Here is a 22,319-nt window from a genome sequence, read left to right on the forward strand (position 1 = left end):
CAGATTACCGCACAGACGGGCCGTTCATCTGCAGCACCAGCCAGTGATGGATCACCTGCACCACATAGCGCTGCTCCTGCTCGCTCAGCGCGCGGCCGTGGGGAATGGCGTGCCATTTTTCCAGACAGCCGCGGCAGCAGGTGGCGGTCGCATGCTGGGCGATAAATACCGGATGGCCGCGCATCGGCGTCTGCTTACCGTCGTTCATCGGTTCGGCGGGCGCCAGCCGCTGGCGGATAAAATCCGCAGCGTGCTGGTCGATGATCTCCGGCCCCTTATCAAGACAGTATTGCCGCTCTTTGACCCCGAGTCGAAAGCGTGAACGAAACGTCGAGCGCGCCAGACGGGCAAACAACCGATCCTGCTCAACCATCAGAACACCGACCTCCCCATCCGCTGAGTCAGTTTTTCCAGCAGCGCCACGCCGGCCAGCGAGTTCCCGGCGTCATCAAGCTCCGGGCTCCACACGGCGATCGCCATCTCCTGCGGCACAATCGCCACAATTCCGCCGCCGACGCCCGATTTCGCCGGCAGGCCAACGCGCCAGGCGAATTCGCCGGCGTTCTGGTACATGCCGCTGGTCATCATCAGGGCATTCACCTGACGGGACTGAATGGGCGCGATAACCGGTGCCTCCAGGTGCGGGGCGATACCGCGATCGGCGAGGAACAGGAAGGTTCGCGCCAGCTCAACGCAGCTCATCTCCAGCGAACAGTAGTGGAAATAGTTCTGCAACACGGTGGCGACGTCGTTATGGAAGTTACCGAAGGATTTCATCAGCCAGGCGATGGCGGCGTTGCGCGCCGAATGCTCGAACTCAGAACGGGCCACCACCGGATCGTAGGCGATATCGGCCACGCCGCTCAGGCGGCGGACAATCTCCAGCATCCGCTGACGCGGGGCGCTGAGCCGGCTCTGCAGCATGTCGCAGACCACCAGCGCCCCGGCGTTGATAAACGGGTTTCGCGGTTTGCCCTGCTCGATCTCCAGCTGCAAAAGGGAGTTAAAGGGTTGGCCGGAGGGATCTTTGCCCACCCGCTGCCAGATCTCCTCTTCCTGATAGTGGTTCATGGCCACCACCAGGCTCAATACCTTGGAGATAGACTGGATGGAAAAACGTTCATGCGCATCGCCGGCGGCGAAGTGCTGCCCGTCTACCGTACTGATCGCAATGCCAAGCTTATCGCCGCTGACGCTGGCCAGCGCCGGAATGTAATCCGCCACTTTACCGCGGCCAATCAGCGGCCTGATTTCTGCCAGAATGGCTTCCAGCATTGCGTTATTGATCACCGCCGCCACATGCAGCTCCTTGCCCACCATCGAAATTTGGTGGGCGAGTATAGCAGACGTGGACGACGGTCGTCAGGGGGCTAACGTTGATTAGCGACGGTCTTTCCAGACGGTCTGCGCATTACAGAACTCGTGCAGACCAAAATGTGACAGCTCGCGACCAAAACCACTCTTCTTCACGCCGCCGAAGGCCACGCGGGCGTCGCTGGCGCAGTAGCCGTTGAGGAAGACGCCGCCGCACTCCAGCTCGCGGGCGAAGCGCTGGGCCTGCGCCTCGTCGGTGGTATAGACCGTTGCAGACAAACCAAACTCGCTGTCGTTGGCGAGGGCCAGCGCATGGTCAGCGTCGCGAGCGGTGGTCAGGGTTGCTACCGGACCAAACAGCTCCTGACGAAAACCGGTCATCCCGGCGGTGACATTGCCCAGCACCGTTGGCGCATAGTAGTTGCCCGCTCCTTCGATTTTTTCTGCGCCCAGCAGCAGAGTTGCCCCTTCATCAAGGGTCGCCGTTACCTGCTGGTGCAGTTCATCGCGCAGGTCGAAACGCGCCATCGGCCCGACGTAGTTTTGCTCATCGCGCGGGTCGCCCATCTTCAGCGCCGCCACGGCGTCGACGAATTTGCGGGTGAACGCGTCGGCAATGCCAGCTTCGAGGATGAAGCGTTTCGACGCGGCGCACACCTGGCCGCTGTTCTGATAGCGACCGGTGACGGCGGCCTTCACCGCCTCATCCAGGTCGGCATCGTTGAGCACGATAAAGGGATCGGAGCCACCCAGCTCAAGCACGCATTTCTTCAGCGCCGCCCCCGCCTGGGCGCCAATCGCCTTGCCGGCGCGGACGCTGCCGGTGACGGTCACCGCCGCGATGCGGTCATCATTGATGATCTGCGAAACGCCGTCATTGGTGGCGTTCACCCAACCGAACACGCCATCCGGCAGGCCGGCGGCGGCAAAAATCTCGCCCAGCAGGCGGGCGCTGCCCATCACGTTCGGGGCATGCTTCAGCAGGTAGCTGTTGCCGGCCAGCAGGATCGGCACGGCGCCGCGCAGCACCTGCCAGACCGGGAAGTTCCACGGCATGACCGCCAGAATGGCGCCCAGCGGACGATACTCAATCACCGCCTGGTTATTTTCCACCTGGGTGGCTTCCGTCGCCAGCATCGCCGGGCCGTGCTCGGCGTACCAGTCGCAGAGGTTGGCGGATTTCGCCACCTCGCCGCGCGCCTGAGCGATCGGCTTGCCCATCTCGAGGGTGATCATCTGGGCCACCTCTTCCCCGCGGGCGCGCAGCGCGGCCCCGATGCGGCGCAGCGCATCAGCGCGCTCGGCGAGCGGCGTCTGACGCCACTGGCGATAGCCTGCCGCGGCGAGAGCGATAGCCGCATCGACCTCGCGTTCGCTGGCCCAGGGCAGCGAGGAGACCACCTCACCGGTAGTCGGGTTGACGGAAACCGCGTGCGTTGCAGATAAATTCATCGTTATTCTCTCTCTCGTTGCTTGCGAAGTAACCGTATTCTGGCTTACCTTTCCATTCATTGAAAATGAATAATATTAAGCAACGCATTCACAAAAGAAGAATAGTATGGACCTGACTCAGCTAGAGATGTTTAACGCTGTCGCCACCACCGGCAGCATTACCCAGGCGGCGCAGAAAGTGCATCGCGTGCCGTCCAACCTCACCACCCGCATCCGCCAGCTGGAAGCAGACCTCGGCGTAGAGCTGTTTATCCGCGAGAACCAGCGCCTGCGCCTCTCGCCTGCGGGACACAGCTTTTTGCGCTACAGCCAGCAGATCCTCGCCCTGGTGGACGAGGCGCGGATGGTGGTGGCAGGCGATGAACCCCAGGGACTGTTTTCTCTTGGTTCGCTGGAGAGCACCGCGGCGGTACGGATCCCCACCACCCTGGCCCACTTTAATCAGCGCTACCCGAAAATTCACCTGGCGCTCTCCACCGGCCCTTCCGGGACGATGATCGACGGCGTGCTGGAGGGCGCCCTGAGCGCCGCGTTCGTTGACGGCCCGCTGGTGCATCCGGGTCTGGAGGGGCTGCCGGTGTTCCCGGAAGAGATGATGATCGTCGCCCCGTACGGCCACGCGCCCATCGCCCGCGCCAGCGAAGTGAACGGGGCCAACGTTTACGCCTTTCGCGCCAACTGCTCCTACCGCCGGCATTTTGAGAGCTGGTTCCATGCCGACAGAGCAACCCCGGGCAGGATCCACGAGATGGAGTCTTACCATGGGATGCTGGCCTGCGTGATCGCCGGCGCGGGCCTGGCGTTGATCCCGCGCAGTATGCTGGAGAGTATGCCCGGTCATCAGCAGGTTTCCGCCTGGCCGCTAGCCGAAGAGTGGCGCTGGTTAACCACCTGGCTGGTGTGGCGCCGGGGCGCCAAAACCCGCCAGCTGGAGGCGTTTATAGCGCTGCTGAACGAAGATCGGCAAACAGCGGTTTCTCCATAAACACGCTGAGCGGATCGGGCTGATACGGCGCAAACGCGCAGCGGGTCTGGTAGCCGTTGCGAGTGTAGAGGGTGATGGCCGCATGCTGATGGATACCGGTTTCAAGCCGCAGCGTATGACAGTCGCGCTGGCGCGCTTTCGCTTCCAGCGCCGCCAGCAGCTTTTCTCCCAGCTGCTGTCCGCGGTGCTGCGGATCGATATAGACCCGCTTCATCTCGCCGAAACCTTCCTCACTGAGGACGATAGCCCCGCAGCCAACGGCCTCGCCCTGCGCGCTGCGGATGACCAGGGCGATCACCGTCTGCGGCGGCAGCTGGCTGAGGTCCAGCAAATGGTTGCTCTCTGCCGGATAGAGTGTCTCCTGCCAGGCGTCGAGAGCGGCAATCAGGGCGGTAAATTCTGCGTCGGTGGGGGCGATGTCGGTAACGGTATACATAGGTGAACTCCTTTTTTTACGCCACTGTAGCGCGCCCTCGGCCCGTTTCCGCCATAGCATTAACTTATATTGCTGCCCACCTCTTGCGCTAACTCGCTGAAACACAGTAATTTTATCCCCTGCCGTTCGTACTTGAGATCTGAATATGCACACCAAAGCCCGTAAAGTGATGATTATTGGCGCCGGCAATGTCGGCGCGTCGGCGGCCTACGCCCTGCTCAACCAGAGCATTTGCGAGGAGCTGATCCTCGTCGACCTTAACCAACAGCGCGCCGAGGCCCATGCCCAGGATCTCAGCGATGCCGCGGCCTATCTGCCGGGGATGATGACCATCTCCACCCGGGAAGCCAGCGACTGCGCTGATGTCGATATCGCGGTGATCACCGTTTCCGGCGGTGCGCTGCGCCCCGGTCAGAGTCGGCTGGATGAACTGACCACGACGGCGAAGATTGTGAAAAGTATTGTGCCGACGATGATGGCCAACGGGTTTAACGGCATCTTTCTGGTGGCCACCAACCCCTGCGACATCATCACCTGGCAGGTATGGCAGCTCTCCGGCCTGCCGCGCAGTCAGGTGCTGGGCACCGGCGTCTGGCTGGATACCACCCGCCTGCGTCGCCTGCTGGCGCAGGAACTGGATATTGGCGCCCAGAGCATCGACGCTTTTATCCTCGGCGAGCATGGCGATACCCAGTTTCCGGTATGGTCACACTCTTCGGTGTATGGCTCGCCGATCGCCGACCTCTATCAGCAACGTACCGGCCGGCCGCTCGACCGCGAGGCAATGGCCGAAAAAGTACGAAAACTGGGGTTTGAGATCTACGCGGGCAAAGGCTGCACCGAATATGGCGTGGCAGGCACCATCGCCGAGATCTGCCGCAATATCTTCACCGGCAGCCACCGTGCGCTGGCAGTCTCCTGCATTCTTGACGGTGAGTACGGCGTCAGCGGCGCGGCGGCAGGGGTGCCGGCGGTGCTGGCCCAGGGTGGCGTGGAGCAGATTATTGAACTGCAGCTGGCCGCCGAGGAGCAGGCGAAGTTCAGCCAGTCGATGGCGGTGATCAAGGCCAATATTGCCCGTCTGCCCTGACGGCAGCTTGCAAGTCAGTCGGCAATGATCAGCTGTGGGGAAAGGGTCACCAGCGCCTCGCGGGTCGCCTCCGGCAGATGGGCGTCGGTGACGATATCGGTCAACGACTCCAGCGGGGCAATATTAAACAGTGACCAGGCGCCGTATTTGGAGCTGTCCGCCAGCAGGATGCGCCGCCGGGCATTAGCCATCAGATCACGTTTCAGGGCAGCCTTCTCCTCCGTCGGGGCGGTGATCCCCTTCTCGAGGTCCCAGCCGTTGCAACTGACGAAGGCAAGGTCCGGCCAGATGGTCTGCAGCAGGCGGCGGCCGTGATCGCCGATGCACGACTGGCTGCTGTCATCGATGCGCCCACCGATAATCGTCACTTCTATCTGCTTAAATTCCGACAAAAACAGCGCGATATGTAAATCGCTGGTGATCACCCGCAGCGGCAGATGGGTGATCTGCCGCGCCAGCTCAATCATGGTGGTGCCGGCGTCAAGCACAATCGCGTCGCCGGCCTTCACCAGCGCGGCCGCCGCGCTGGCGATAGCCTGCTTTTCCAGCGGACTGCGCTGGGCTTTCTCCAGCGTCGTCGGCTGGGAAGGAATAAACCGGTTCAGCGTCACCCCGCCATGTGTACGGCTGATCACCCCTTCCTGATCGAGTTTGATCAGGTCGCGACGAATGGTGGCCGGCGAGGCGTTGGTCGCCGCCACCAGCTGGTCGACTGTCACCAGATTATGGCTTTTCAGGAAGTCCATAATCTGCTCTAACCGGTTATATCCCTTCATGTTATTCCTGCGCGATGTGCATGGCGAGCTCAATGGAGGTTGCCATGCTCTCAGACTTCGCTTTACCTGTCCAGGCAATATCAAACGCGGTGCCATGATCCGCTGAGGTACGGATAAACGGCAGCCCGGCGGTGATATTCACCCCATCATAGAACCCGAGCAGCTTCAGCGGGATATGCCCCTGATCGTGGTACATCGCCACCACCATGTCGTACATACCTTCGTGACACTGCATAAACACCGTGTCCGGTGGACAGGGGCCGGTGACCTCTATCCCCTGCGCCTGCATGGCGGCGACCGCCGGGGCGACGATGCGGATCTCTTCATCGCCAAACAGGCCGTTCTCCCCGGCGTGCGGGTTAACGCCGGCAACCGCAATGCGCGGACGCTGATAGCCGACCCGGCGCAAAAACCGATCCGCTACGCCAATCACCGTCTCGATTCGCGGCTGGTTGAGGGTATCGAGGAACTGGCGCAGGGCGATATGAGTAGTGATATGGATAACCTTGAGCTTCTCGGTATAGAGCACCATGGCGTAATCGGTGGTCTGCGTCAGGTGGGCCAGCAGTTCGGTATGGCCGGGGAAAGCGTGCCCGGCGAGATGCAGCGCCTCTTTATTTAGCGGCGCGGTCGCGATGGCCGCGACCGCGCCGTCCAGCGCCAGCGCGGTCGCCCGCCTGATGCAGCGAAACGCGAGGTCCCCTGCCTGGGCCTGAACTTCGCCAGGGCGCAGCCCCTGCGGGTCGCTGAGCGGTTCATCAATAACGTTGATGGTCGCTGGGGAAAAACTCGCCTCGGCGGGATGGTCAATGATGCGCAGCTCCGCCCGCGGCGTAATATTCAGCGCCAGGATCCGCCGCAGCGTCTGCGCGCAGCCCACCACCACCACCGGCGCGCCGCTCAGCGCCCCTTCGGCGAGGGATTTGATAATAATCTCCGGACCAATCCCTGCCGGGTCGCCCATTGTCACTGCAATCATGTTAGACACTCAGTTTCTCCTCAATAAAATTCACAACATTTAACAGCGTAGTGTCGGTGCCGAATCCCCCTGCTTTGGTCATCACCGGCCGTGACCAGCGACCGCCGAGAAAGTGCCCGTAAGGCACACACTGCGCCACCCGCCCACGGATCTGAAATCCGGTGGCGCCGAGCGCGTGCGCGACGGCGATGGCTACATCGCCGCCAGAGAGGTACAGGGCGCCCGGTGGGCACAGCGCCACCGCCTGCGCCGTGACGTCGGCAAGCCAGGCGCAGATGTGCTCCCCGTAGGCTGCGCGGCTGAGACCGCGTTCGTTACACTGGGCTTCAATCCCGTGCCGGGCGGCGTTATTCGGGCGGGTGGTCACCACGCAGTGATGACCCTCACGCAGCACCTCGGCGATCCGCGAGGCTTCCTCCTTCGGCGATCTGCTAAAGGCCTGTTCGACATCTATTTCGATCTTTCTCACTCGGGAATGAGCCTGCAGCGCAGCGACCTGGCGCTGCGCCATCTCGCTCATCGAACCAACCAGCGCCAGCAGCGGCCCCTGCTCGCAGCGGCGCAGGCGGCGCGCCAGCGCCTCGCAAAGTCCCGCCGAGCCGACCAGCAGGGTCTCCCGCGCATGGGGCGCAACGGCGTCGATCACCTGGTCCAGATGGCTGTCTTCCCAGGCGTCGACAATCAACACTCGCTTCTCCTCGCCCGCGGTCGCTAATGCCGCCGGAAGCCGGGCAGCGTTCAACGTCAGACAGGGAAGACGGCTCTGCATGGCGATAATTTCGCTAATCTCCGCCCGGCTCACGGGCGTTTTCGGATCGCTGGCAAATTCGGTCTGATCGAGGGCCACCCCATGCACATAGCAGCGCCCGTCCCGGGTATGCCGCCCGGCCGCCGGATACGCCGGGGCCACCACCGCCAGCCGGCAGCCGTGCGCCGCCATCATTGCCTCCAGTTCGCCGCCAAGGTTGCCGCGCAGCGTGGAGTCGATCTTCTTTACCTGCCAGTGCGGGACAAATCTTGCCGCGCCGCGCAGCAGACCGGTGACCTTGTCCGCCGCGGCGGCGGCGCTCATTGCCCGGCTGTCGCTATTGAGAATTAACGCCCGGGCGGTTGATGGTTGCCCGGCGCTGAAGGCCACTTCCACCGACATGCCCGCCTCCGCGAGGCTGACACCGGCGTCATTGGCTCCCGTAAAGTCATCTGCCAGCACCAGCACCTGGTTATTACCATCGTTCATTGTTCTGCCTTGTGGTCGATGAAAATCTGAAACTGATTATATTCAATCATATTTGATTAAATGTGAGCAAGCTCAAGTTATTAAACTGCCGTATAAATTATAACTCTTCCCCACCAGACGAGTGACACGATCCATGAATGATTGAATTCAATCAATTACTACCAAGGAGAAACGCGTGGCGACGATACACAGCACAATCATCAGCGGGGCGGGCGCCTCAACGGCCCTGCTCCCGCTGTTGTCAGGTAAAACCCGCATCCTGCTGGTGACCGACCAGAACGTTGGCGCGCTGGAAGCGACCCAGGCGATCCATCGCCTGCTGGCGGCCGAAGGGCGTAAGGTTGAGGTCATTGACACAGTACCGGCAGAGCCCAGCCATCACGATGTGGCGCAGATTGTCAGCCAACTGGGCGCCAGTCAGCCCCAGATGATCGTGGGCATCGGCGGGGGGAGCGTACTGGATGTGGCGAAACTGCTCTCGGTGCTCCTGCATACTGAGGCGCCCTCTCTGACGGCCATGCTGGCAGGCGAGTTGCCGCAACGACGGATTAGCTCATTGTTGATCCCGGCCACCGCCGGCACCGGCTCCGAAGCGACGCCGAACGCCATTCTGGCGATCCCCGAGCAGCAGACCAAAGTGGGGATCATCTCCCCGGTGCTGCTGCCGGACTATGTCGCCCTGCTGCCGGAGCTGACCACCAGCATGCCGGCCAGCATCGCGGCGTCGACCGGCATCGATGCCCTGTGTCATCTGCTGGAGTGCTTTACCTCCACCGTCGCCAATCCGGTGAGCGACAACGCGGCGTTAATCGGTTTACACAAGCTGGTGCGGCATATCGAACGCTCGGTGGATCAGCCGCAGGATCTGACGGCGAAGCTGGAGATGCTCTGGGCCTCGTGGTACGGCGGCGCGGCGATCAACCATGCCGGCACCCATCTGGTGCATGCGCTCTCCTATCCGCTTGGCGGTACCTGGCACCTGCCGCACGGGGTGGCTAACGCCATTCTGCTGGCGCCCTGCATGCGGGTGGTCCGCCCCCACGCGGTGGCAAAATTCGCTCAGGTCTGGGATCTGATCCCCGACGCAGATCGCACGCTCAGTGAGGAAGAGAAATCCCATGCGCTGGTCGCGTGGCTGGCGGCGCTGGTGAAACGACTGCCCCTGCCGGACAACCTGGCCGCGCTCGGCGTGCCCAGGGAGAGCATCCCTGCTCTCAGCGCAGCGGCGCAAAACGTCAAGCGCCTGATGAACAACGCCCCCTGCAGCGTCAGCCGCGAAGAGATTGCGGCTATCTATCAAACGCTGTTTCCAGAACATGCCTAACAGGAGAAAGAAAATGAGGAGAGCCATTAGCGGCGTACTCACCGCCATCGTCACCCCTTTTACCGCCGAGGGAGCCCTTAACCTGCCAGCGCTACGCCAGCAGGTGCAGCGCCAGCTCGCCGCAGGCAACGGGATTTTCTGCGGCGGCACCAATGGCGAGTTTTTTGTCCTCAATGAGGAGGAGAAGATCGCCGTCGCCAGAACCTGCGTGGAAGAAGCCGCCGGACGCGCGCCGGTGGTAGCGCATATCGGGGAGATTTCCACCCGTGAGACTCGCCGGCTGGGCCAGCAGATCGCCCGCCTCGGGGTTGACGCGGTATCGGCCATTACCCCGTGGTTCGTACCCTTGAAGCAGGAAGAGCTGATTAACCACTATACGGCGATCGCCGACGCGCTGAGCGTCCCGCTTTTTCTTTATAACATTCCCGCCCGCACCGGGAACACCATTGCTCCGGAGACGGCACGCCAGCTGGCCCGACACGAGAATATCGTCGGCATTAAGGACAGCGCCGGCAGCTACGATAGCCTGAAAGGCTTTCTTGACGCGGTACGCGACATTGACGGTTTCGACGTTCTGAACGGGCCGGACTCCCTTATCCATCAGGGGTATGTCGACGGCTGTTCGGCCTGCATCTCAGGGCTTGCCAACGTCGCCCCCGCTGAAATCAACGCGATCTGGTCGCTGTTTCACGCCGGAGATATCGCCGGATCGCGCCAGGCGCAGGAGCGCGTGACGGGCCTGCGCACCGATCTGTATAAGGTGGCGTTCTCACCCGCGGCAGTGAAAAAAGCCCTGCAACTGATGGGTCATGAGGTGGGCGACAGCCGCTACGCGGTGCAGTTCAGTGACCAACAGCTGCAGCAGATACGCGACATCATCGCTCGTTATTTAGCGTAATACTTGCTGCGCTTTTTTAATAAAACAGACCGGGTACCGCCGTGCCCAGGATTCGTACGCCCAGAGAGAGGCTAAGATGAATCATTTTACCGCTGAAGATACCTTTATTATTGTCGGCATTGTTATTGCCTATATTCTGTTTACCACCTGGCTGACATTCCGTATTCGTAGTAAAAATTCCGGGGATTTTATGGAAGGCTCGCGCGCCATGCCGGCCTTTATTGTCGGTATATTACTGATGTCAGAATATATTGGCGCCAAATCGACCATCGGTACTGCCCAGGCCGCCTTTGAGAGCGGAATTGCCGCCTCGTGGTCCGTGCTGGGGGCAGCCATCGGCTTTCCGCTGTTCGGTTTAATCCTGGTGAAACGCATCTATAACACCGGAAAAATTACCATTTCCGGCGCCATCGCTGAAAAATATGGCAACAGTACCAAAAATATTATCTCCCTGATTATGATTTATGCGCTGCTGCTGGTTAACGTGGGCAACTACGTCAGCGGTGCCGCAGCCATCTCCACCGTATTAAAAGTGAATTTACCGGTAGCCGCCTTTATTACCGCCATTGTGAGTACCTTTTATTTCGCGTTCGGCGGCATGAAGGGCGTCGCATGGGTCACCATGTTACACAGCGCGTTGAAATACGCCGGTCTGCTGATCATTCTGGGTTTTGCCCTGTCCAAAACCGGCGGCTTCTCGCCGATGATGGAGAAGATGCCGGATTATTACTGGACATGGGATGGCAACATTGGTGCTGGCACGATCTTCGCCTGGCTCATCGGCACTATCGGCTCCATTTTTTGCACCCAGTTTGTCATTCAGGCCATTAGCTCAACCAAAGACGTTCGGTCAGCGAAACGCTCCACCTGGATCGCCTTCTTTTTCTGCCTGCCTATCGCCTTTGCCATCGCCATTATCGGCGTCGCGGCGAAATACCTGCATCCCGAGATCAACAGCCTGTATGCCCTCCCGGTCTTTCTGCAGGACATGAACCCGTGGCTGGCAGGTCTGGTGACAACGTCACTTGTGGCATCGATTTTCGTCAGCGTAAGTACCGTAGCCCTGGCCATTGCCTCGCTGGTGGTGAAGGATTTTTACGTACCATGGCGCAACCCAACGCCGGACCAGGAGTTCAGAGCCACACGCTGGGCGTCGCTAATTATCGGCTTCCTGCCGCTGATCTTTGTGCTGCTGGTACCGGAGGTGCTGAAACTCTCCTTCTTTACCCGCGCCATTCGCCTCTCCATTACCGTGGTGGCGGTCATCGCCTTCTATGCCCCCTTCTTCAGAAGCACTCGGGGCGCGAATGCCGGCCTGATCGGCGCCTGTGTGGTGACGTCCGTCTGGTATTTACTCGGCGACCCGTTCGGCATCAATAACATGTATGTCGCCCTGGCAACCCCGGCCATCATCATGGTGATTGACCGCCTGATCCCAAATAAATCACAACCATCCCCCGCCCCAGTTGAGCAACGTGGAGTATAAAACATGACCGTAATTCCGCCTTTTGACGGCGTCATTCGCCAACACCAGCAAGATGAACACATCGCATGGGCAATGCTTCCCTGCGCCTGCCCGCAGAACCATGCCGCCAATCTGCTGCCGCTGGATGACGGCAGCCTGATGTGCGTCTGGTTTGGCGGCTCCCAGGAGGGAAAAGCCGATATCTCTATCTGGGGATCGCGGTTAGCCCCCGGCAGTGACCGCTGGAGTGAGGCAGTCAAGCTATCTGATGATCCAGACCGCTCAGAACAAAACCCGGTGCTATTTCAGGCGCCCGATAACGTGCTGTGGCTGTTGTGGACAGCGCAATTTGCCGGAAACCAGGATACCGCCATTGTGCGCTACCGCCTCTCCCACGATGGCGGACGAAGCTGGGGGGCCATCGATACGCTGCTGGATCAACCGGGTACCTTTATTCGCCAGCCAATAAGCGTTATGTCTGACGGCAACTGGCTGCTGCCGGTCTTTTACTGCCGTACCGAACCCGGCGAGAAATGGGTGGGTAACAATGACGTCAGCGCGGTGAAGATCTCTTCAGACTGCGGAAAAAGCTGGCGTGACGTGGCGGTCCCGGAGAGCCTGGGTTGTGTCCATATGAGTATCACTCCGCTTCCGGACGGCAGACTGGCAGCCTTCTTCCGCAGCCGCTGGGCGGATCATATCTGGTTCAGCCAGTCCAGCGACCAGGGAGAGAGCTGGTCTGCGCCGGTACCGACGACGCTTCCGAACAACAACTCGTCCATTCAGGCGACCACCCTGGACAATGGCGAACTGGCGCTGGTGTTCAATAATATGAGCGCCGCCGGCGCCACGGAACGCCGCGCCTCGCTGTATGATGAAATTGCTGACGACGATGGCCGAAGGGAGCCGGAAGCGACCGGGAAAAGCGCCTTCTGGGGCGCACCACGCGCGCCGATGACCGTCGCTATTTCAGCCGATGGTGGTGAAAGCTGGCCGTGGCTGCGCAATCTCGATGAGGGTGACGGCTACTGCATGACCAATAATTCGGAGCAGAAGCTGAACCGGGAGTTCTCCTACCCCAGCATCAAACAGGGAGCAGACGGTAATTTGCATATCGCCTACACCTGGTATCGCCAGGCGATCAAGTATGTTCGTGTCTCGCCACAGTGGGTAAAAGGAGAAAGCGCATGATTATCGGTAATCTGCAGGCGCTGCAGCAGGCTGGTCTGCCGCCGGCGTTAAAGCAGCTATTGAGCAGCGAGGCCTGTTCGCTGGCTGCCCTCAGTGCCAGAGAGAATGGCCGCTTCCAGCCCGACGGTGCGCCGTGGTTCTGCACCCTCAGCGTGGTGCAAACCCAGCCTGCGGCCGAGCGGCATACGGAATATCATCGCCAGTGGGCGGATATTCAGGTCATCCTGGCCGGCGAGGAGCGGATCCAGGCGGGCATGGCTCCCGCGATGCGCCCGGAAGATAATGAGCTTAAGCCCGACCTCTATATATGTCAGCCAGCCCCGGAGAGTGTCTCTATTCTGCTGCGTCCCGGCGACTTCGCGGTCTTTTACCCCGGCGAACCGCACCAGGCGCTGTGTGCGGTTTCGACGCCAGCGCCGGTCAGAAAGGCGGTATTCAAAATCCCCGCTGAGATGCTGGAGGCGCGATGAAGCGGGCAATGGTAACCGGGGCCAGCTCCGGGATCGGCGCCGCAGTGGTGAGGCAGTTGCTGGCGGACGGCTGGCAGGTGATCGGCATGAGCCGTTCGCTGCCGCCCTTCTCACAGCCGAACTTTCGCCATCTGATGGTCGACGTCAGCCAACGCAGCGCGCTGCTGGCGGCGCTGGAGCAGATTGAGCCCCCGCAGGCCATCATTCACGCCGCGGGTTCAATGGCGGCCGCCACTCTGGGCAATCTGGACCCTCAGCGCAGCGAGTCGCTGTGGCGTTTACACGTCGATGCGGCTCAGACATTGGTCAATCACTTCGCCCCGACCATGGGGCCAGGCGGGAGGATCGTTCTGCTGGGAAGCCGTACCTCACGAGGCGCCGCTGGTCGCTCGCAGTATGCGGCCACCAAAGCCGCGCTGGTCGCTCTCGCCAGGAGCTGGGCGGCAGAGCTGGCGCCTGCCGGGGTGACGGTCAACGTCGTGGCTCCCGGGGCAACCGATACGCCGATGCTTCATCAGCCAGGCAGAGAAAGTTCTCCGCCACGGCTTCCGCCGCTTGGGCGACTCATTACTCCGCAGGAAGTGGTCTCTCTGGTGAGCTGGTTGCTGAGCGAGGGCGCATCGGCGATGACCGGACAGGAGCTGGTGATGTGTGGCGGCGCATCGCTGGGCTGATGCTATGTCGCCCTGGGGAGCGGAAGTAGATTGCCGCTCTCCGGGGCGACGCGGGGGCCATGATTAACGCAGGTAAACCGTTCCGCGCAGATAGGTGGTGGCCTGGCCGCCAATCAGCACCCTGTCGCCCTGCCACTGGCAGCGCAGGTCGCCGCCGCGGCCAGAGACCTGGCGCGCCATCATGGTGGTTTTCCCCAGCTTTTCGCCCCACCAGGGGATCAGCATGCTGTGGGCGGAGCCGGTGACCGGATCTTCCGGCACCCCTTCACCCGGGCAGAAGAAGCGGCTGACAAAGTCATACTCCTCATCCGGCGCGCTGACGCAGATCATTTTGCCGAGCTTCTGCAGACGTGCCATATCGGTCTGCACCGCTTCAACCTGCTGGCGATCCGCCAGCACGACCAGATAATCACGCCCCTCCCGCACCTCGACGGCAGACTCAAGCCCCAGTCCGGCCAGCAGGTCCGCCGGCGGGTTGTCCACCGGGGTGGTCGACCACGCCGGGAAGTCGAGCGTCAGCCAGTCGCCGCTGCGGGTCACCCGCAGTTCACCGACAAAACGGGTGCTGAAGGTAATCGTCGCCGAGGGATGGTCAAGATACTCGAAAATAACATGCGCCGTCGCCAGGGTGGCGTGGCCGCAGAGGTTGATCTCGCCCAGCGTGGTAAACCAGCGCAGCTCATAGCCTTCGTCGGTGTGGACGAAAAACGCCGTTTCGGACTGGTTATGCTGTTGGGCCATTTTCAGCAATACATCGTCCGCTAACCACTCGCTGAGCGGGCAAACGGCCGCGGCATTACCGCCAAAGTTTTTATCGCTGAAGGCATCGACCAGATAAAATTGAATTTCCTGCATACACTGTCCTTACTTTTTTTACTTTCCTTCAACATGACATAAAAGCGCTCCCCTGACACTATCCATAGCAAAATTAATTGCTTAACCGCGGCCAGCCACTTGCAGCGAAATGAGATGCAGATCACAAAATGATTGTCTTTTCGCCAGTAATCGTTTTAAGATCACCGTCACATCTTCCCTTGAATCACCCATCCAGAGCTTATGACTACGAATACGGTCTCACGCAAGGTAGCGTGGCTACGTGTCGTGACGTTGGCCATCGCCGCGTTTATTTTCAACACCACAGAATTCGCCCCTGTCGGTCTGCTGTCCGATATTGCCGGCAGCTTCGGCATGGAAACCGCCCAGGTGGGCATGATGCTCACCATTTATGCGTGGGTGGTGGCGCTGATGTCGCTGCCGTTTATGCTGCTGACCAGCAAAATGGAGCGCCGGCGGCTGCTCATCGGCCTGTTTATTCTGTTTATCGCCAGCCACGTTCTGTCGTTTTTTGCGTGGAGTTTTGACGTCCTGGTGATTAGTCGCATTGGCATCGCTTTTGCGCATGCGGTTTTCTGGTCGATTACCTCAGCGCTGGCCATCCGCATGGCGCCGCCTGGCAAACGGGCGCAGGCGCTGAGCCTGATCGCCACCGGTACAGCCCTGGCGATGGTGTTCGGTATTCCGATTGGCCGCATCATCGGCCAGTATTTTGGCTGGCGAATGACCTTCCTGGCGATTGGCCTCGGCGCGTTAGCCACCCTTGCCTGTCTGGTAAAACTGCTGCCGACGCTACCGAGCGAACATTCTGGCTCGCTGAAAAGCCTGCCGGTGCTGTTCCGCCGCCCGGCGCTGGTCAGCGTTTATATTCTGACCGTGGTGGTGGTGACCGCCCACTATACCGCCTACAGCTATATCGAGCCCTTTGTCCAGACGGTGGCGGGCCTGAGCGGCAACTTTGCTACCGTGCTGCTGTTGATCCTCGGCGGGGCCGGTATTATCGGCAGCATTCTGTTCGGTAAGCTCGGCAACCAGCACGCTTCCGGGCTGATTAGCATCGCTATCGGCCTGCTGCTGGCCTGCCTGCTGTTGCTCCTGCCTGCCTCGGACAATGCACATCATCTGATGCTGCTCAGTATCTTCTGGGGCGTGGCGATCATGATTATCGGCCTCGGTATGCAGGTAAAAGTGCTGGCTTCCGCGCCGGATGCCACCGACGTCGCCATGTCCCTGTTCTCGGGCATCTTTAATATTGGTATTGGCGCTGGCGCGCTGGTGGGCAGCCAGGTGAGTCTGCATCTGTCGATGGCTTCCATCGGCTACATCGGTGCCATCCCGGCGCTGGCCGCGCTGGTATGGTCTCTGATGATCTTCCGCCGCTGGCCGGTATCGCTGGAAGACCATCAACCGCACCACTCCTGAGTTACCGCGATAAAAAAGCCTGCCGGCATGGCTACCGGCAGGCTGTTGTCTCTCATCCCATCCGGGGCGATCAGGGGTGCCAGGTCGAAATGATCTCCAGCACGCCATTAATAATAAACTGCACGCCCATACAGACCAGCAGGAAGCCCATCAGCCGCGAAATGGCCTCGATGCCGCCTTTGCCTACCAGACGCATAATCGCGCCGGAACTGCGCAGACAAGCCCACAGAATCACCCCTAACAGCAAAAAGATGATCGGCGGCGCCGCCAGTACCACCCACTCCGGGAAGTCCACGCCGTGCTTAACGGTCGAGGCGGAGCTAATAATCATCGCGATGGTTCCCGGACCGGCGGTGCTTGGCATCGCCAGCGGCACAAAGGCGATATTGGCGGTCGGTTCATCCTGCAGTTCTTCCGATTTGATCTTCGCTTCCATCGAATCGTGGGCTTTTTGCTGGGGGAACAGCATGCGGAAACCGATAAAGGCCACAATCAATCCCCCGGCGATACGCAGCCCAGGTATTGATATGCCGAATGTATTCATCACCACCTGACCGGCATACCACGACACCATCAGAATGGCGAACACATACACCGATGCCATCAACGCCTGCTTGTTCCGCTCGGCGTTGTTCATATTGCCCGCCAGGCCGAGGAACAGCGCCACGGTTGTGAGTGGGTTTGCCAGCGGTAAAAGCACCGCCAGGCCAAGCCCTATTGCTTTAAACAAATCGAACATAGTTAATTAAAGTCCCGTTAATATTCATTTTTTAAGTATTGTTTCGTTCCGTGAGTATACCGGCTTCGACACTTTCGCCGCCAGCCTGCTGATAAACCACTTCCGCTAAAAATTAACAAGCGTTAGCAAAACCACAAACAGTGACCCACGTCAGATTTTTTTATTTTAGCAAATCGTGGCATCGGCCAATTCATAATGTTGACTTATGATTGCCTGGGCAATAGTATCACCTGCAACTAATTACTTGCCTGGGCAACCATCATGAAAAGTACCAGCGACCTGTTTAATGAAATGATCCCGTTGGGCCGCTTGATCCAGATGGTTAACCAGAAAAAAGATCGCCTGCTCAACGACTACCTCTCACCCATGGATATTACCGCGACCCAGTTTCGCGTGCTCTGTTCCATTCGTTGCGAGGTATGTATTACCCCCGTTGAGCTGAAAACCGTGCTTTCCGTCGACCCGGGCGCGATGACGCGTATGCTCGACCGCCTGGCGTGCAAAGGCTGGATTGAACGGTTACCCAACCCCGCTGACAAGCGCGGCGTGCTGGTGCAGTTGACACCGGACGGCGCAGCCCTCTGCGAGCAGTGTCATCAGGTTGTGGGTCAGAAGTTACACCAGGAGTTAACAAAAAATCTGTCGGCGGACGAAGTCGTCGCGCTTGAGCAACTACTCAAGAAGGTCCTGCCGTAAAATAAGAAGAGGTAAGATGATGTCCAGACGTAATAATGACGCCATCACTATCCATAGTATTTTGTCGTGGATCGAGGATAACCTGGAATCGCCCCTGTCGCTGGAAAAAGTGTCTGAGCGTTCAGGTTACTCCAAGTGGCACCTGCAACGTATGTTTAAGAAAGAGACCGGCCATTCCCTCGGCCAGTACATCCGCAGCCGCAAGCTGACGGAGATTGCGCAGAAGCTCAAGCAGAGCAATGAGCCCATTTTGTACCTGGCGGAACGCTACGGTTTCGAGTCGCAGCAGACCCTGACGCGAACGTTCAAGAACTATTTCGATGTTCCGCCCCACAAGTATCGCATAACGAATGTACCTGGCGAATCCCGCTATCTGCATCCGCTAAATAACTGATGTTAATCGCCTGTATTATCAAAGACGTATTGAGGAAATCATGAAATTATTCGCTACCGCAGCTATCGTACTCCTGTCGCTGGTCTCCAGCCTCAGCTATGCGGAGCAAAACACCACGCCGGTGCGTCAAAACCAGCGTGATACAATGATTATCCCTTCGGAACATAACGATTCGCCATTTGATTTCAATCATATGGCGGCTGGCAGTGATAAATCCGACGAACTGGGCGTGCCGTACTACCAGCAGCACGACCTGTGATGCCATTACACGCATAATTGTGTAGCCCCTTCTTCGGGGCTTTTTTTTATCCGCGCGCCATACCCGGCCGCACCAGACGTAAGCCGAAGACGTTAATATAGAGCCCGGCCATAATCAGTACCGCCCCGATGAGCTGCAGTCCGCTCAGCGTCTCCCCCAGCAACAGCGCAGCGCTGGCCATCCCCACCACCGGCACCAGCAGCGACAGCGGCGCCACCCGCCAGGTCTCATAGCGCCCCAGCAGCGATCCCCAGATACCATAGCCGACGATAGTGGCGATAAATGCCAGATAGAGCAGCGACAGTATCGTCAGCAGATCGATGTGTTGCAGGCTCGCCAGCATGGTCTGCGGGCCATCAATCAGCCATGAGGCCAGCATAAACGGCAGCACCGGGATCAACGCGCTCCACACCACCAGCGACATAATGGGCGGCCGGGCGGCATGCGACATGATTTTCTTGTTGAAGATATTACCGCAGGCCCAGCTGAGCGCCGCCGCCAGGGTCAGCATAAAGCCCACCAGCGGCACATGCTCCCCGCCAAGGCTGCCCTCCACCAGCACCAGCACGCCAAAGATCGCCAGGGCGATCCCCGCCAGTTGCTTGCCCTGCAGACGTTCGCCAAAGACGAAGGCGCCGAGAATGATGGTGAAGAAGGCTTGCGCCTGCAGCACCAGCGAAGCCAGCCCGGCAGGCATACCCAGGCCGATAGCGCAGAACAGAAAGGCAAACTGACCAAAGCTAATGGTCAGGCCATAACCCAGCAGCAGGCGCAGCGGGATAGCCGGGCGGGATACAAACAGCAGCGCCGGGAAGGCGACCAACATAAAGCGCAGCCCCGCCAGCATCAGCGGCGGCATATTGTGTAATCCCAGCTTAATCACCACAAAGTTAAGCCCCCACACCACCACTACCAGCAGCGCCAGCAGTCCATCTTTCCTCGTCATACCCTGCCTCTGTCGTTATTAGAATTTTTGTGAACAAAATCAAAGTAACCAAAAAGCGGCCGCCAGGATAGATCATTATTTTTGGCAGGCCAGGAAGTGCGACCGGCGACCGGGCTGACCTGTACAAGGCGTAATGAGCGTGTTATTTGTGATCGAAGACGTAAAATTATAACAACATGACAGGCAAGGAAATCATGATCACCACTCTCAGGCGCTCCACCATCGCGCTGCTGGCATCGTCGTTACTGCTAACTATTGGCCGCGGGGCCACACTGCCGTTTATGACTATCTACCTCACCCGACGTTATCAGCTGGATGTCGATGTGATTGGCTACGCGTTGTCGCTGGCGCTGGTGGTCGGCGTGCTGTTCAGCATGGGCTTTGGCATCCTCGCGGATAAGTTCGACAAAAAGCGCTATATGGTGTGGTCAGTGCTGGTGTTTATTCTGGGATTTAGCGCGATACCGCTGGTCAATAACGCTATCCTGGTGGTGATCTTTTTTGCGTTGATCAACTGCGCCTACTCGGTGTTTTCCACCGTGCTAAAAGCCTGGTTCGCCGACCGACTGACGCCGGAGAAAAAAGCGCGTATCTTCTCGCTGAACTATACCATCCTCAATATCGGCTGGACCGTCGGGCCGCCCATCGGCACACTGCTGGTGATGCACAGCATCAATTTGCCGTTCTGGCTGGCGGCCGCCTGCGCCGCCTTTCCATTGGTGTTTATTCAGCTGTTTCTCCAGCGGGATGGGGCCGCCGCGGCCCAGCCGGGCGCTGCTGCCTGGTCTCCCTCAGTGTTGCTGCGTGACCGGGCGCTGCTGTGGTTTACCTGTTCCGGGCTGCTGGCCTCCTTCGTCAGCGGCGCTTTCGCCTCCTGCCTCTCGCAGTATGTGCTGGTGGTCGCCAGCAGCGACTTCGCCGAGAAAGTGGTGGCCGTGGTGCTGCCGGTTAACGCCGCGGTGGTGGTCGCTTTGCAGTACGCGGTTGGCCGGCGGCTGAGCGCCAGAAATATTCGCCCGCTGATGACCTTCGGCACCGTCTGCTTTGTTATCGGCCTCGTGGGCTTTATGTTCTCTGGCGCCAGCCTGTGGGCGTGGGGGATCTCGGCGGCGATCTTCACCCTCGGGGAAGTGATTTATGCCCCCGGGGAGTATATGCTGATTGACCATATTGCCCCGCCGGGGATGAAGGCCAGCTACTTCTCCGCCCAGTCGCTGGGGTGGCTGGGCGCGGCATTCAACCCGATGTTCACCGGGATGATCCTCACCCATCTGCCGCACTGGTCGCTTTTTGTCATTCTTATCGTGGCGATTGTCGCCGCCTGGCTGATGATTTTCCGCGGGATGAATGCCCGTCCCTGGCAGCCGGATTGTCCGCTGGCCAACGCCTGACGCCAGCTGGCATGCGGCTGTCGGGTTGATGTCGGGCCGCTGTCGGGTCGCTGTCGTGGTGGCTGGCGGCCCGGTTCACCATACTCCATCACAGGTTTACATCCGCAGAACGTCATGGAGCATACGAATATGAACAACAACAATCAGGTCAAACAATTACGGCTACAGCGCGCCTGGTCCCAGGAGCAGCTGGCCGAAATGGCGGGTCTCAGCGTCCGCACGATCCAGCGCATTGAGAATGGAGAACGCCCGGGGCTGGAGACCCTCAGCGCCCTCGCCGCGGTCTTTGAGGTCACGGTGGCCGAGATCGGCGGCGAAGCCTCGCGGGAGGGTGCGCCGGGCCCGGAAGCCTCGCTGGATCTGCGCATAGAGGAAGCCAAAGCGCGGGTGCATCAGGAGAGCCGCTTTTTCCGTTCGCTGTCGGTGGCGCTGGTGGTTTGCGTGCTGCTGGCGGTGCTTAACCGCTTCACTAATCCGCAGTACTACTGGTCCGGCTGGGTCGCCCTGATCTGGGGCGCCCTGCTGGTGGTGAGAGGATTACGCCTGTTCGTGTTCGGCGAATGGATCAAAAACTGGCGCCAGGCGCGCCTGCAGCGGCTGTTGCGCAAATAGCCCGCAAACCGGCGGCGCGCACGCCGCCGGCCTGGTCAGATGGTCACCATGGCGCGCACGCCGTCGCTCTCCATATCACCGCCCTTGCCCTGCTGGACGATGGCGCCGCGCGACATCACCAGGTAGTGGTCCGCCAGCCCGGCGGCAAAGTCATAGAACTGCTCCACCAGCAGGATCGCCATATCCCCGCGGCTCGCCAGCTGGCGGATCACCTCGCCAATCTCTTTGATAACCGAAGGCTGGATCCCCTCGGTGGGTTCATCGAGGATCAGCAGCTGCGGACGGCTGGCCAGCGCGCGGCCAATCGCCAGCTGTTGCTGTTGACCGCCGGATAAGTCACCGCCCCGCCGCTGCTTCATGGTCTTGAGCACCGGGAAAAGCTGGTAGATCTCCTCCGGCACCTGCTGCGCTTCGCGGGCGGGAAAGCGCGACAGCCCCATCAGCAGGTTTTCTTCCACCGTCAGGCGCGGAAATATCTCGCGCCCCTGGGGGACGTAGGCGACCCCGGCCTGCACCCGCTGGTGCGGTTTGCGATGGGTGATGTTCTGATCCTGCCAGCGTACCTCACCGCTGCGCGCCGGGATCAGCCCCATCAGGCATTTCAGCAGCGTGGTCTTACCGACGCCATTGCGCCCCAGCAGGCAGGTGACTTCGCCCTGACGGGCGGAAAAATCCACCCCACGCAAAATATGGCTGCCGCCGTAGTATTGATGTAGCTGACTCACCTGTAACATT

The 22,319-nt window shown here is 60.0% G+C and carries 25 protein-coding genes; 14 read left to right on the plus strand and 11 right to left on the minus strand.

Annotated elements, in window-relative coordinates; genetic code table 11:
• Positions 1-4 precede the first annotated feature (4 nt).
• The 3 genes from FHW76_RS10430 to sad form a co-directional block, all read right to left on the minus strand.
• A complete protein-coding gene (locus FHW76_RS10430; RefSeq protein WP_008804948.1) occupies positions 5-373 on the minus strand; it encodes a DUF4186 domain-containing protein in 369 nt (122 codons plus the stop codon).
• Positions 373-1,299 (minus strand): glutaminase B, encoded by a 927-nt coding sequence (gene glsB / locus FHW76_RS10435; RefSeq protein ID WP_008804949.1) that lies wholly within the window; start codon positions 1,297-1,299, stop codon positions 373-375. Before glsB ends, FHW76_RS10430 begins: the two co-directional genes overlap by 1 nt.
• Positions 1,300-1,380: 81 nt before the next feature.
• Positions 1,381-2,766, minus strand: coding sequence for a succinate-semialdehyde dehydrogenase (gene sad / locus FHW76_RS10440; RefSeq protein WP_008804950.1), 1,386 nt, complete (start codon positions 2,764-2,766; stop codon positions 1,381-1,383).
• 106 nt (positions 2,767-2,872) lie between these two features.
• On the opposite strand from sad, the gene ptrR reads away from it, so the two are divergent.
• Positions 2,873-3,751, plus strand: a complete 879-nt coding sequence (gene ptrR / locus FHW76_RS10445; RefSeq protein WP_012968263.1) for a putrescine utilization regulator PtrR — start codon at positions 2,873-2,875, stop codon at positions 3,749-3,751.
• Here the strand turns inward: ptrR and FHW76_RS10450 are convergent.
• On the minus strand, positions 3,705-4,187 hold the full coding sequence (locus FHW76_RS10450) for a GNAT family N-acetyltransferase (RefSeq protein WP_008804952.1): 483 nt from the start codon (positions 4,185-4,187) through the stop codon (positions 3,705-3,707). The two genes, ptrR and FHW76_RS10450, sit on opposite strands and share 47 nt — an antisense overlap.
• Positions 4,188-4,332: 145 nt before the next feature.
• Here FHW76_RS10450 and FHW76_RS10455 point away from each other — a divergent pair, with 145 nt between their 5' ends.
• Entirely contained in the window at positions 4,333-5,277 is a 945-nt protein-coding gene (locus FHW76_RS10455) for an L-lactate dehydrogenase (RefSeq protein ID WP_046619722.1), read from the plus strand.
• A 14-nt stretch (positions 5,278-5,291) separates the two neighbouring features.
• Here FHW76_RS10455 and FHW76_RS10460 read toward each other — a convergent pair whose 3' ends face one another.
• The 3 genes from FHW76_RS10460 to dtnK are packed head-to-tail and all read right to left on the minus strand — an operon-like array spanning position 5,292 to position 8,269.
• Entirely contained in the window at positions 5,292-6,053 is a 762-nt protein-coding gene (locus FHW76_RS10460) for a DeoR/GlpR family DNA-binding transcription regulator (protein ID WP_012968265.1), read from the minus strand.
• Position 6,054: 1 nt separating this feature from the next.
• A complete protein-coding gene (locus FHW76_RS10465) occupies positions 6,055-7,041 on the minus strand; it encodes a D-threonate 4-phosphate dehydrogenase (protein WP_012541770.1) in 987 nt (328 codons plus the stop codon).
• Positions 7,034-8,269: a D-threonate kinase gene (gene dtnK, locus FHW76_RS10470; RefSeq protein WP_183476639.1), complete on the minus strand. Its 1,236-nt coding sequence runs from the start codon at positions 8,267-8,269 to the stop codon at positions 7,034-7,036. The genes FHW76_RS10465 and dtnK overlap by 8 nt, the downstream gene beginning before the upstream one ends.
• A 175-nt stretch (positions 8,270-8,444) precedes the next feature.
• Here dtnK and FHW76_RS10475 point away from each other — a divergent pair, with 175 nt between their 5' ends.
• From FHW76_RS10475 to FHW76_RS10500, 6 genes are all read left to right on the plus strand, one after another.
• Complete coding sequence (locus tag FHW76_RS10475) at positions 8,445-9,593, plus strand: iron-containing alcohol dehydrogenase (RefSeq protein WP_012541772.1); 1,149 nt, start codon at positions 8,445-8,447, stop codon at positions 9,591-9,593.
• 13 nt (positions 9,594-9,606) lie between these two features.
• Positions 9,607-10,491, plus strand: a complete 885-nt coding sequence (locus tag FHW76_RS10480) for a dihydrodipicolinate synthase family protein (RefSeq protein ID WP_008804958.1) — start codon at positions 9,607-9,609, stop codon at positions 10,489-10,491.
• Positions 10,492-10,567: 76 nt separating this feature from the next.
• Complete coding sequence (locus FHW76_RS10485; protein ID WP_004151621.1) at positions 10,568-11,977, plus strand: sodium:solute symporter family protein; 1,410 nt, start codon at positions 10,568-10,570, stop codon at positions 11,975-11,977.
• Between the two features lie 3 nt (positions 11,978-11,980).
• Positions 11,981-13,147, plus strand: a complete 1,167-nt coding sequence (locus FHW76_RS10490; protein WP_016160991.1) for an exo-alpha-sialidase — start codon at positions 11,981-11,983, stop codon at positions 13,145-13,147.
• Positions 13,144-13,617 (plus strand): YhcH/YjgK/YiaL family protein, encoded by a 474-nt coding sequence (locus FHW76_RS10495; protein WP_008804960.1) that lies wholly within the window; start codon positions 13,144-13,146, stop codon positions 13,615-13,617. The genes FHW76_RS10490 and FHW76_RS10495 overlap by 4 nt, the downstream gene beginning before the upstream one ends.
• Positions 13,614-14,291: an SDR family NAD(P)-dependent oxidoreductase gene (locus tag FHW76_RS10500; RefSeq protein ID WP_004183978.1), complete on the plus strand. Its 678-nt coding sequence runs from the start codon at positions 13,614-13,616 to the stop codon at positions 14,289-14,291. Before FHW76_RS10495 ends, FHW76_RS10500 begins: the two co-directional genes overlap by 4 nt.
• A gap of 63 nt (positions 14,292-14,354) precedes the next feature.
• Here the strand turns inward: FHW76_RS10500 and FHW76_RS10505 are convergent, their stop codons facing one another.
• Positions 14,355-15,146, minus strand: coding sequence for a PhzF family phenazine biosynthesis protein (locus FHW76_RS10505; RefSeq protein WP_183476641.1), 792 nt, complete (start codon positions 15,144-15,146; stop codon positions 14,355-14,357).
• Positions 15,147-15,347: 201 nt separating this feature from the next.
• Here FHW76_RS10505 and FHW76_RS10510 point away from each other — a divergent pair, with 201 nt between their 5' ends.
• Positions 15,348-16,547, plus strand: coding sequence for a sugar transporter (locus FHW76_RS10510; protein ID WP_008804962.1), 1,200 nt, complete (start codon positions 15,348-15,350; stop codon positions 16,545-16,547).
• Positions 16,548-16,617: 70 nt separating this feature from the next.
• On the opposite strand, the gene FHW76_RS10515 is transcribed toward FHW76_RS10510, so the two are convergent.
• Positions 16,618-17,286 (minus strand): MarC family NAAT transporter, encoded by a 669-nt coding sequence (locus FHW76_RS10515; protein ID WP_002904403.1) that lies wholly within the window; start codon positions 17,284-17,286, stop codon positions 16,618-16,620.
• A 261-nt stretch (positions 17,287-17,547) separates the two neighbouring features.
• Between FHW76_RS10515 and marR the strand changes: the two genes are divergently transcribed.
• Genes marR through marB form a run of 3 tightly spaced genes read left to right on the plus strand, consistent with a single transcriptional unit; the run spans position 17,548 to position 18,635 of the window.
• Positions 17,548-17,982 carry a multiple antibiotic resistance transcriptional regulator MarR gene (gene marR, locus FHW76_RS10520; protein ID WP_008804963.1) on the plus strand — a complete coding sequence of 145 codons (435 nt, stop codon included), beginning with the start codon at positions 17,548-17,550 and terminating at the stop codon, positions 17,980-17,982.
• Positions 17,983-18,001: 19 nt separating this feature from the next.
• A complete protein-coding gene (gene marA, locus FHW76_RS10525) occupies positions 18,002-18,376 on the plus strand; it encodes an MDR efflux pump AcrAB transcriptional activator MarA (RefSeq protein WP_002904397.1) in 375 nt (124 codons plus the stop codon).
• 40 nt (positions 18,377-18,416) lie between these two features.
• Positions 18,417-18,635: a multiple antibiotic resistance protein MarB gene (gene marB, locus FHW76_RS10530; RefSeq protein ID WP_038422522.1), complete on the plus strand. Its 219-nt coding sequence runs from the start codon at positions 18,417-18,419 to the stop codon at positions 18,633-18,635.
• A gap of 46 nt (positions 18,636-18,681) precedes the next feature.
• On the opposite strand, the gene eamA is transcribed toward marB, so the two are convergent.
• Entirely contained in the window at positions 18,682-19,581 is a 900-nt protein-coding gene (eamA, locus tag FHW76_RS10535; RefSeq protein WP_049009640.1) for an O-acetylserine/cysteine exporter, read from the minus strand.
• 194 nt (positions 19,582-19,775) lie between these two features.
• Between eamA and ydeE the strand changes: the two genes are divergently transcribed.
• Together ydeE and FHW76_RS10545 are read left to right on the plus strand one after the other, a co-directional pair.
• Entirely contained in the window at positions 19,776-20,972 is a 1,197-nt protein-coding gene (ydeE, locus tag FHW76_RS10540; protein ID WP_008804966.1) for an efflux MFS transporter YdeE, read from the plus strand.
• A gap of 129 nt (positions 20,973-21,101) precedes the next feature.
• Positions 21,102-21,584, plus strand: a complete 483-nt coding sequence (locus tag FHW76_RS10545) for a helix-turn-helix domain-containing protein (protein WP_183476642.1) — start codon at positions 21,102-21,104, stop codon at positions 21,582-21,584.
• A 35-nt stretch (positions 21,585-21,619) separates the two neighbouring features.
• Here FHW76_RS10545 and urtE read toward each other — a convergent pair whose 3' ends face one another.
• Positions 21,620-22,318, minus strand: coding sequence for an urea ABC transporter ATP-binding subunit UrtE (gene urtE / locus FHW76_RS10550; protein WP_008804968.1), 699 nt, complete (start codon positions 22,316-22,318; stop codon positions 21,620-21,622).
• Between the last annotated feature and the right edge of the window lies 1 nt (position 22,319).

Source organism: Klebsiella sp. RC2 (assembly GCF_014192815.1).
Taxonomy (GTDB): domain Bacteria; phylum Pseudomonadota; class Gammaproteobacteria; order Enterobacterales; family Enterobacteriaceae; genus Klebsiella; species Klebsiella variicola.

Excerpts from the sequence above, each read along its gene's own strand:
- FHW76_RS10430 (WP_008804948.1), bottom strand. The coding sequence starts at position 373 with ATGGTTGAGCAGGATCGGTTGTTTGCCCGTCTGGCGCGCTCGACGTTT.
- sad (WP_008804950.1), bottom strand. The coding sequence starts at position 2,766 with ATGAATTTATCTGCAACGCACGCGGTTTCCGTCAACCCGACTACCGGT.
- ptrR (WP_012968263.1), top strand. The coding sequence starts at position 2,873 with ATGGACCTGACTCAGCTAGAGATGTTTAACGCTGTCGCCACCACCGGC.
- FHW76_RS10450 (WP_008804952.1), bottom strand. The coding sequence starts at position 4,187 with ATGTATACCGTTACCGACATCGCCCCCACCGACGCAGAATTTACCGCC.
- FHW76_RS10455 (WP_046619722.1), top strand. The coding sequence starts at position 4,333 with ATGCACACCAAAGCCCGTAAAGTGATGATTATTGGCGCCGGCAATGTC.
- FHW76_RS10460 (WP_012968265.1), bottom strand. The coding sequence starts at position 6,053 with ATGAAGGGATATAACCGGTTAGAGCAGATTATGGACTTCCTGAAAAGC.
- dtnK (WP_183476639.1), bottom strand. The coding sequence starts at position 8,269 with ATGAACGATGGTAATAACCAGGTGCTGGTGCTGGCAGATGACTTTACG.
- FHW76_RS10480 (WP_008804958.1), top strand. The coding sequence starts at position 9,607 with ATGAGGAGAGCCATTAGCGGCGTACTCACCGCCATCGTCACCCCTTTT.
- FHW76_RS10485 (WP_004151621.1), top strand. The coding sequence starts at position 10,568 with ATGAATCATTTTACCGCTGAAGATACCTTTATTATTGTCGGCATTGTT.
- FHW76_RS10490 (WP_016160991.1), top strand. The coding sequence starts at position 11,981 with ATGACCGTAATTCCGCCTTTTGACGGCGTCATTCGCCAACACCAGCAA.
- FHW76_RS10495 (WP_008804960.1), top strand. The coding sequence starts at position 13,144 with ATGATTATCGGTAATCTGCAGGCGCTGCAGCAGGCTGGTCTGCCGCCG.
- FHW76_RS10500 (WP_004183978.1), top strand. The coding sequence starts at position 13,614 with ATGAAGCGGGCAATGGTAACCGGGGCCAGCTCCGGGATCGGCGCCGCA.
- FHW76_RS10505 (WP_183476641.1), bottom strand. The coding sequence starts at position 15,146 with ATGCAGGAAATTCAATTTTATCTGGTCGATGCCTTCAGCGATAAAAAC.
- FHW76_RS10510 (WP_008804962.1), top strand. The coding sequence starts at position 15,348 with ATGACTACGAATACGGTCTCACGCAAGGTAGCGTGGCTACGTGTCGTG.
- FHW76_RS10515 (WP_002904403.1), bottom strand. The coding sequence starts at position 17,286 with ATGTTCGATTTGTTTAAAGCAATAGGGCTTGGCCTGGCGGTGCTTTTA.
- marR (WP_008804963.1), top strand. The coding sequence starts at position 17,548 with ATGAAAAGTACCAGCGACCTGTTTAATGAAATGATCCCGTTGGGCCGC.
- marA (WP_002904397.1), top strand. The coding sequence starts at position 18,002 with ATGTCCAGACGTAATAATGACGCCATCACTATCCATAGTATTTTGTCG.
- marB (WP_038422522.1), top strand. The coding sequence starts at position 18,417 with ATGAAATTATTCGCTACCGCAGCTATCGTACTCCTGTCGCTGGTCTCC.
- eamA (WP_049009640.1), bottom strand. The coding sequence starts at position 19,581 with ATGACGAGGAAAGATGGACTGCTGGCGCTGCTGGTAGTGGTGGTGTGG.
- ydeE (WP_008804966.1), top strand. The coding sequence starts at position 19,776 with ATGATCACCACTCTCAGGCGCTCCACCATCGCGCTGCTGGCATCGTCG.
- FHW76_RS10545 (WP_183476642.1), top strand. The coding sequence starts at position 21,102 with ATGAACAACAACAATCAGGTCAAACAATTACGGCTACAGCGCGCCTGG.
- urtE (WP_008804968.1), bottom strand. The coding sequence starts at position 22,318 with ATGTTACAGGTGAGTCAGCTACATCAATACTACGGCGGCAGCCATATT.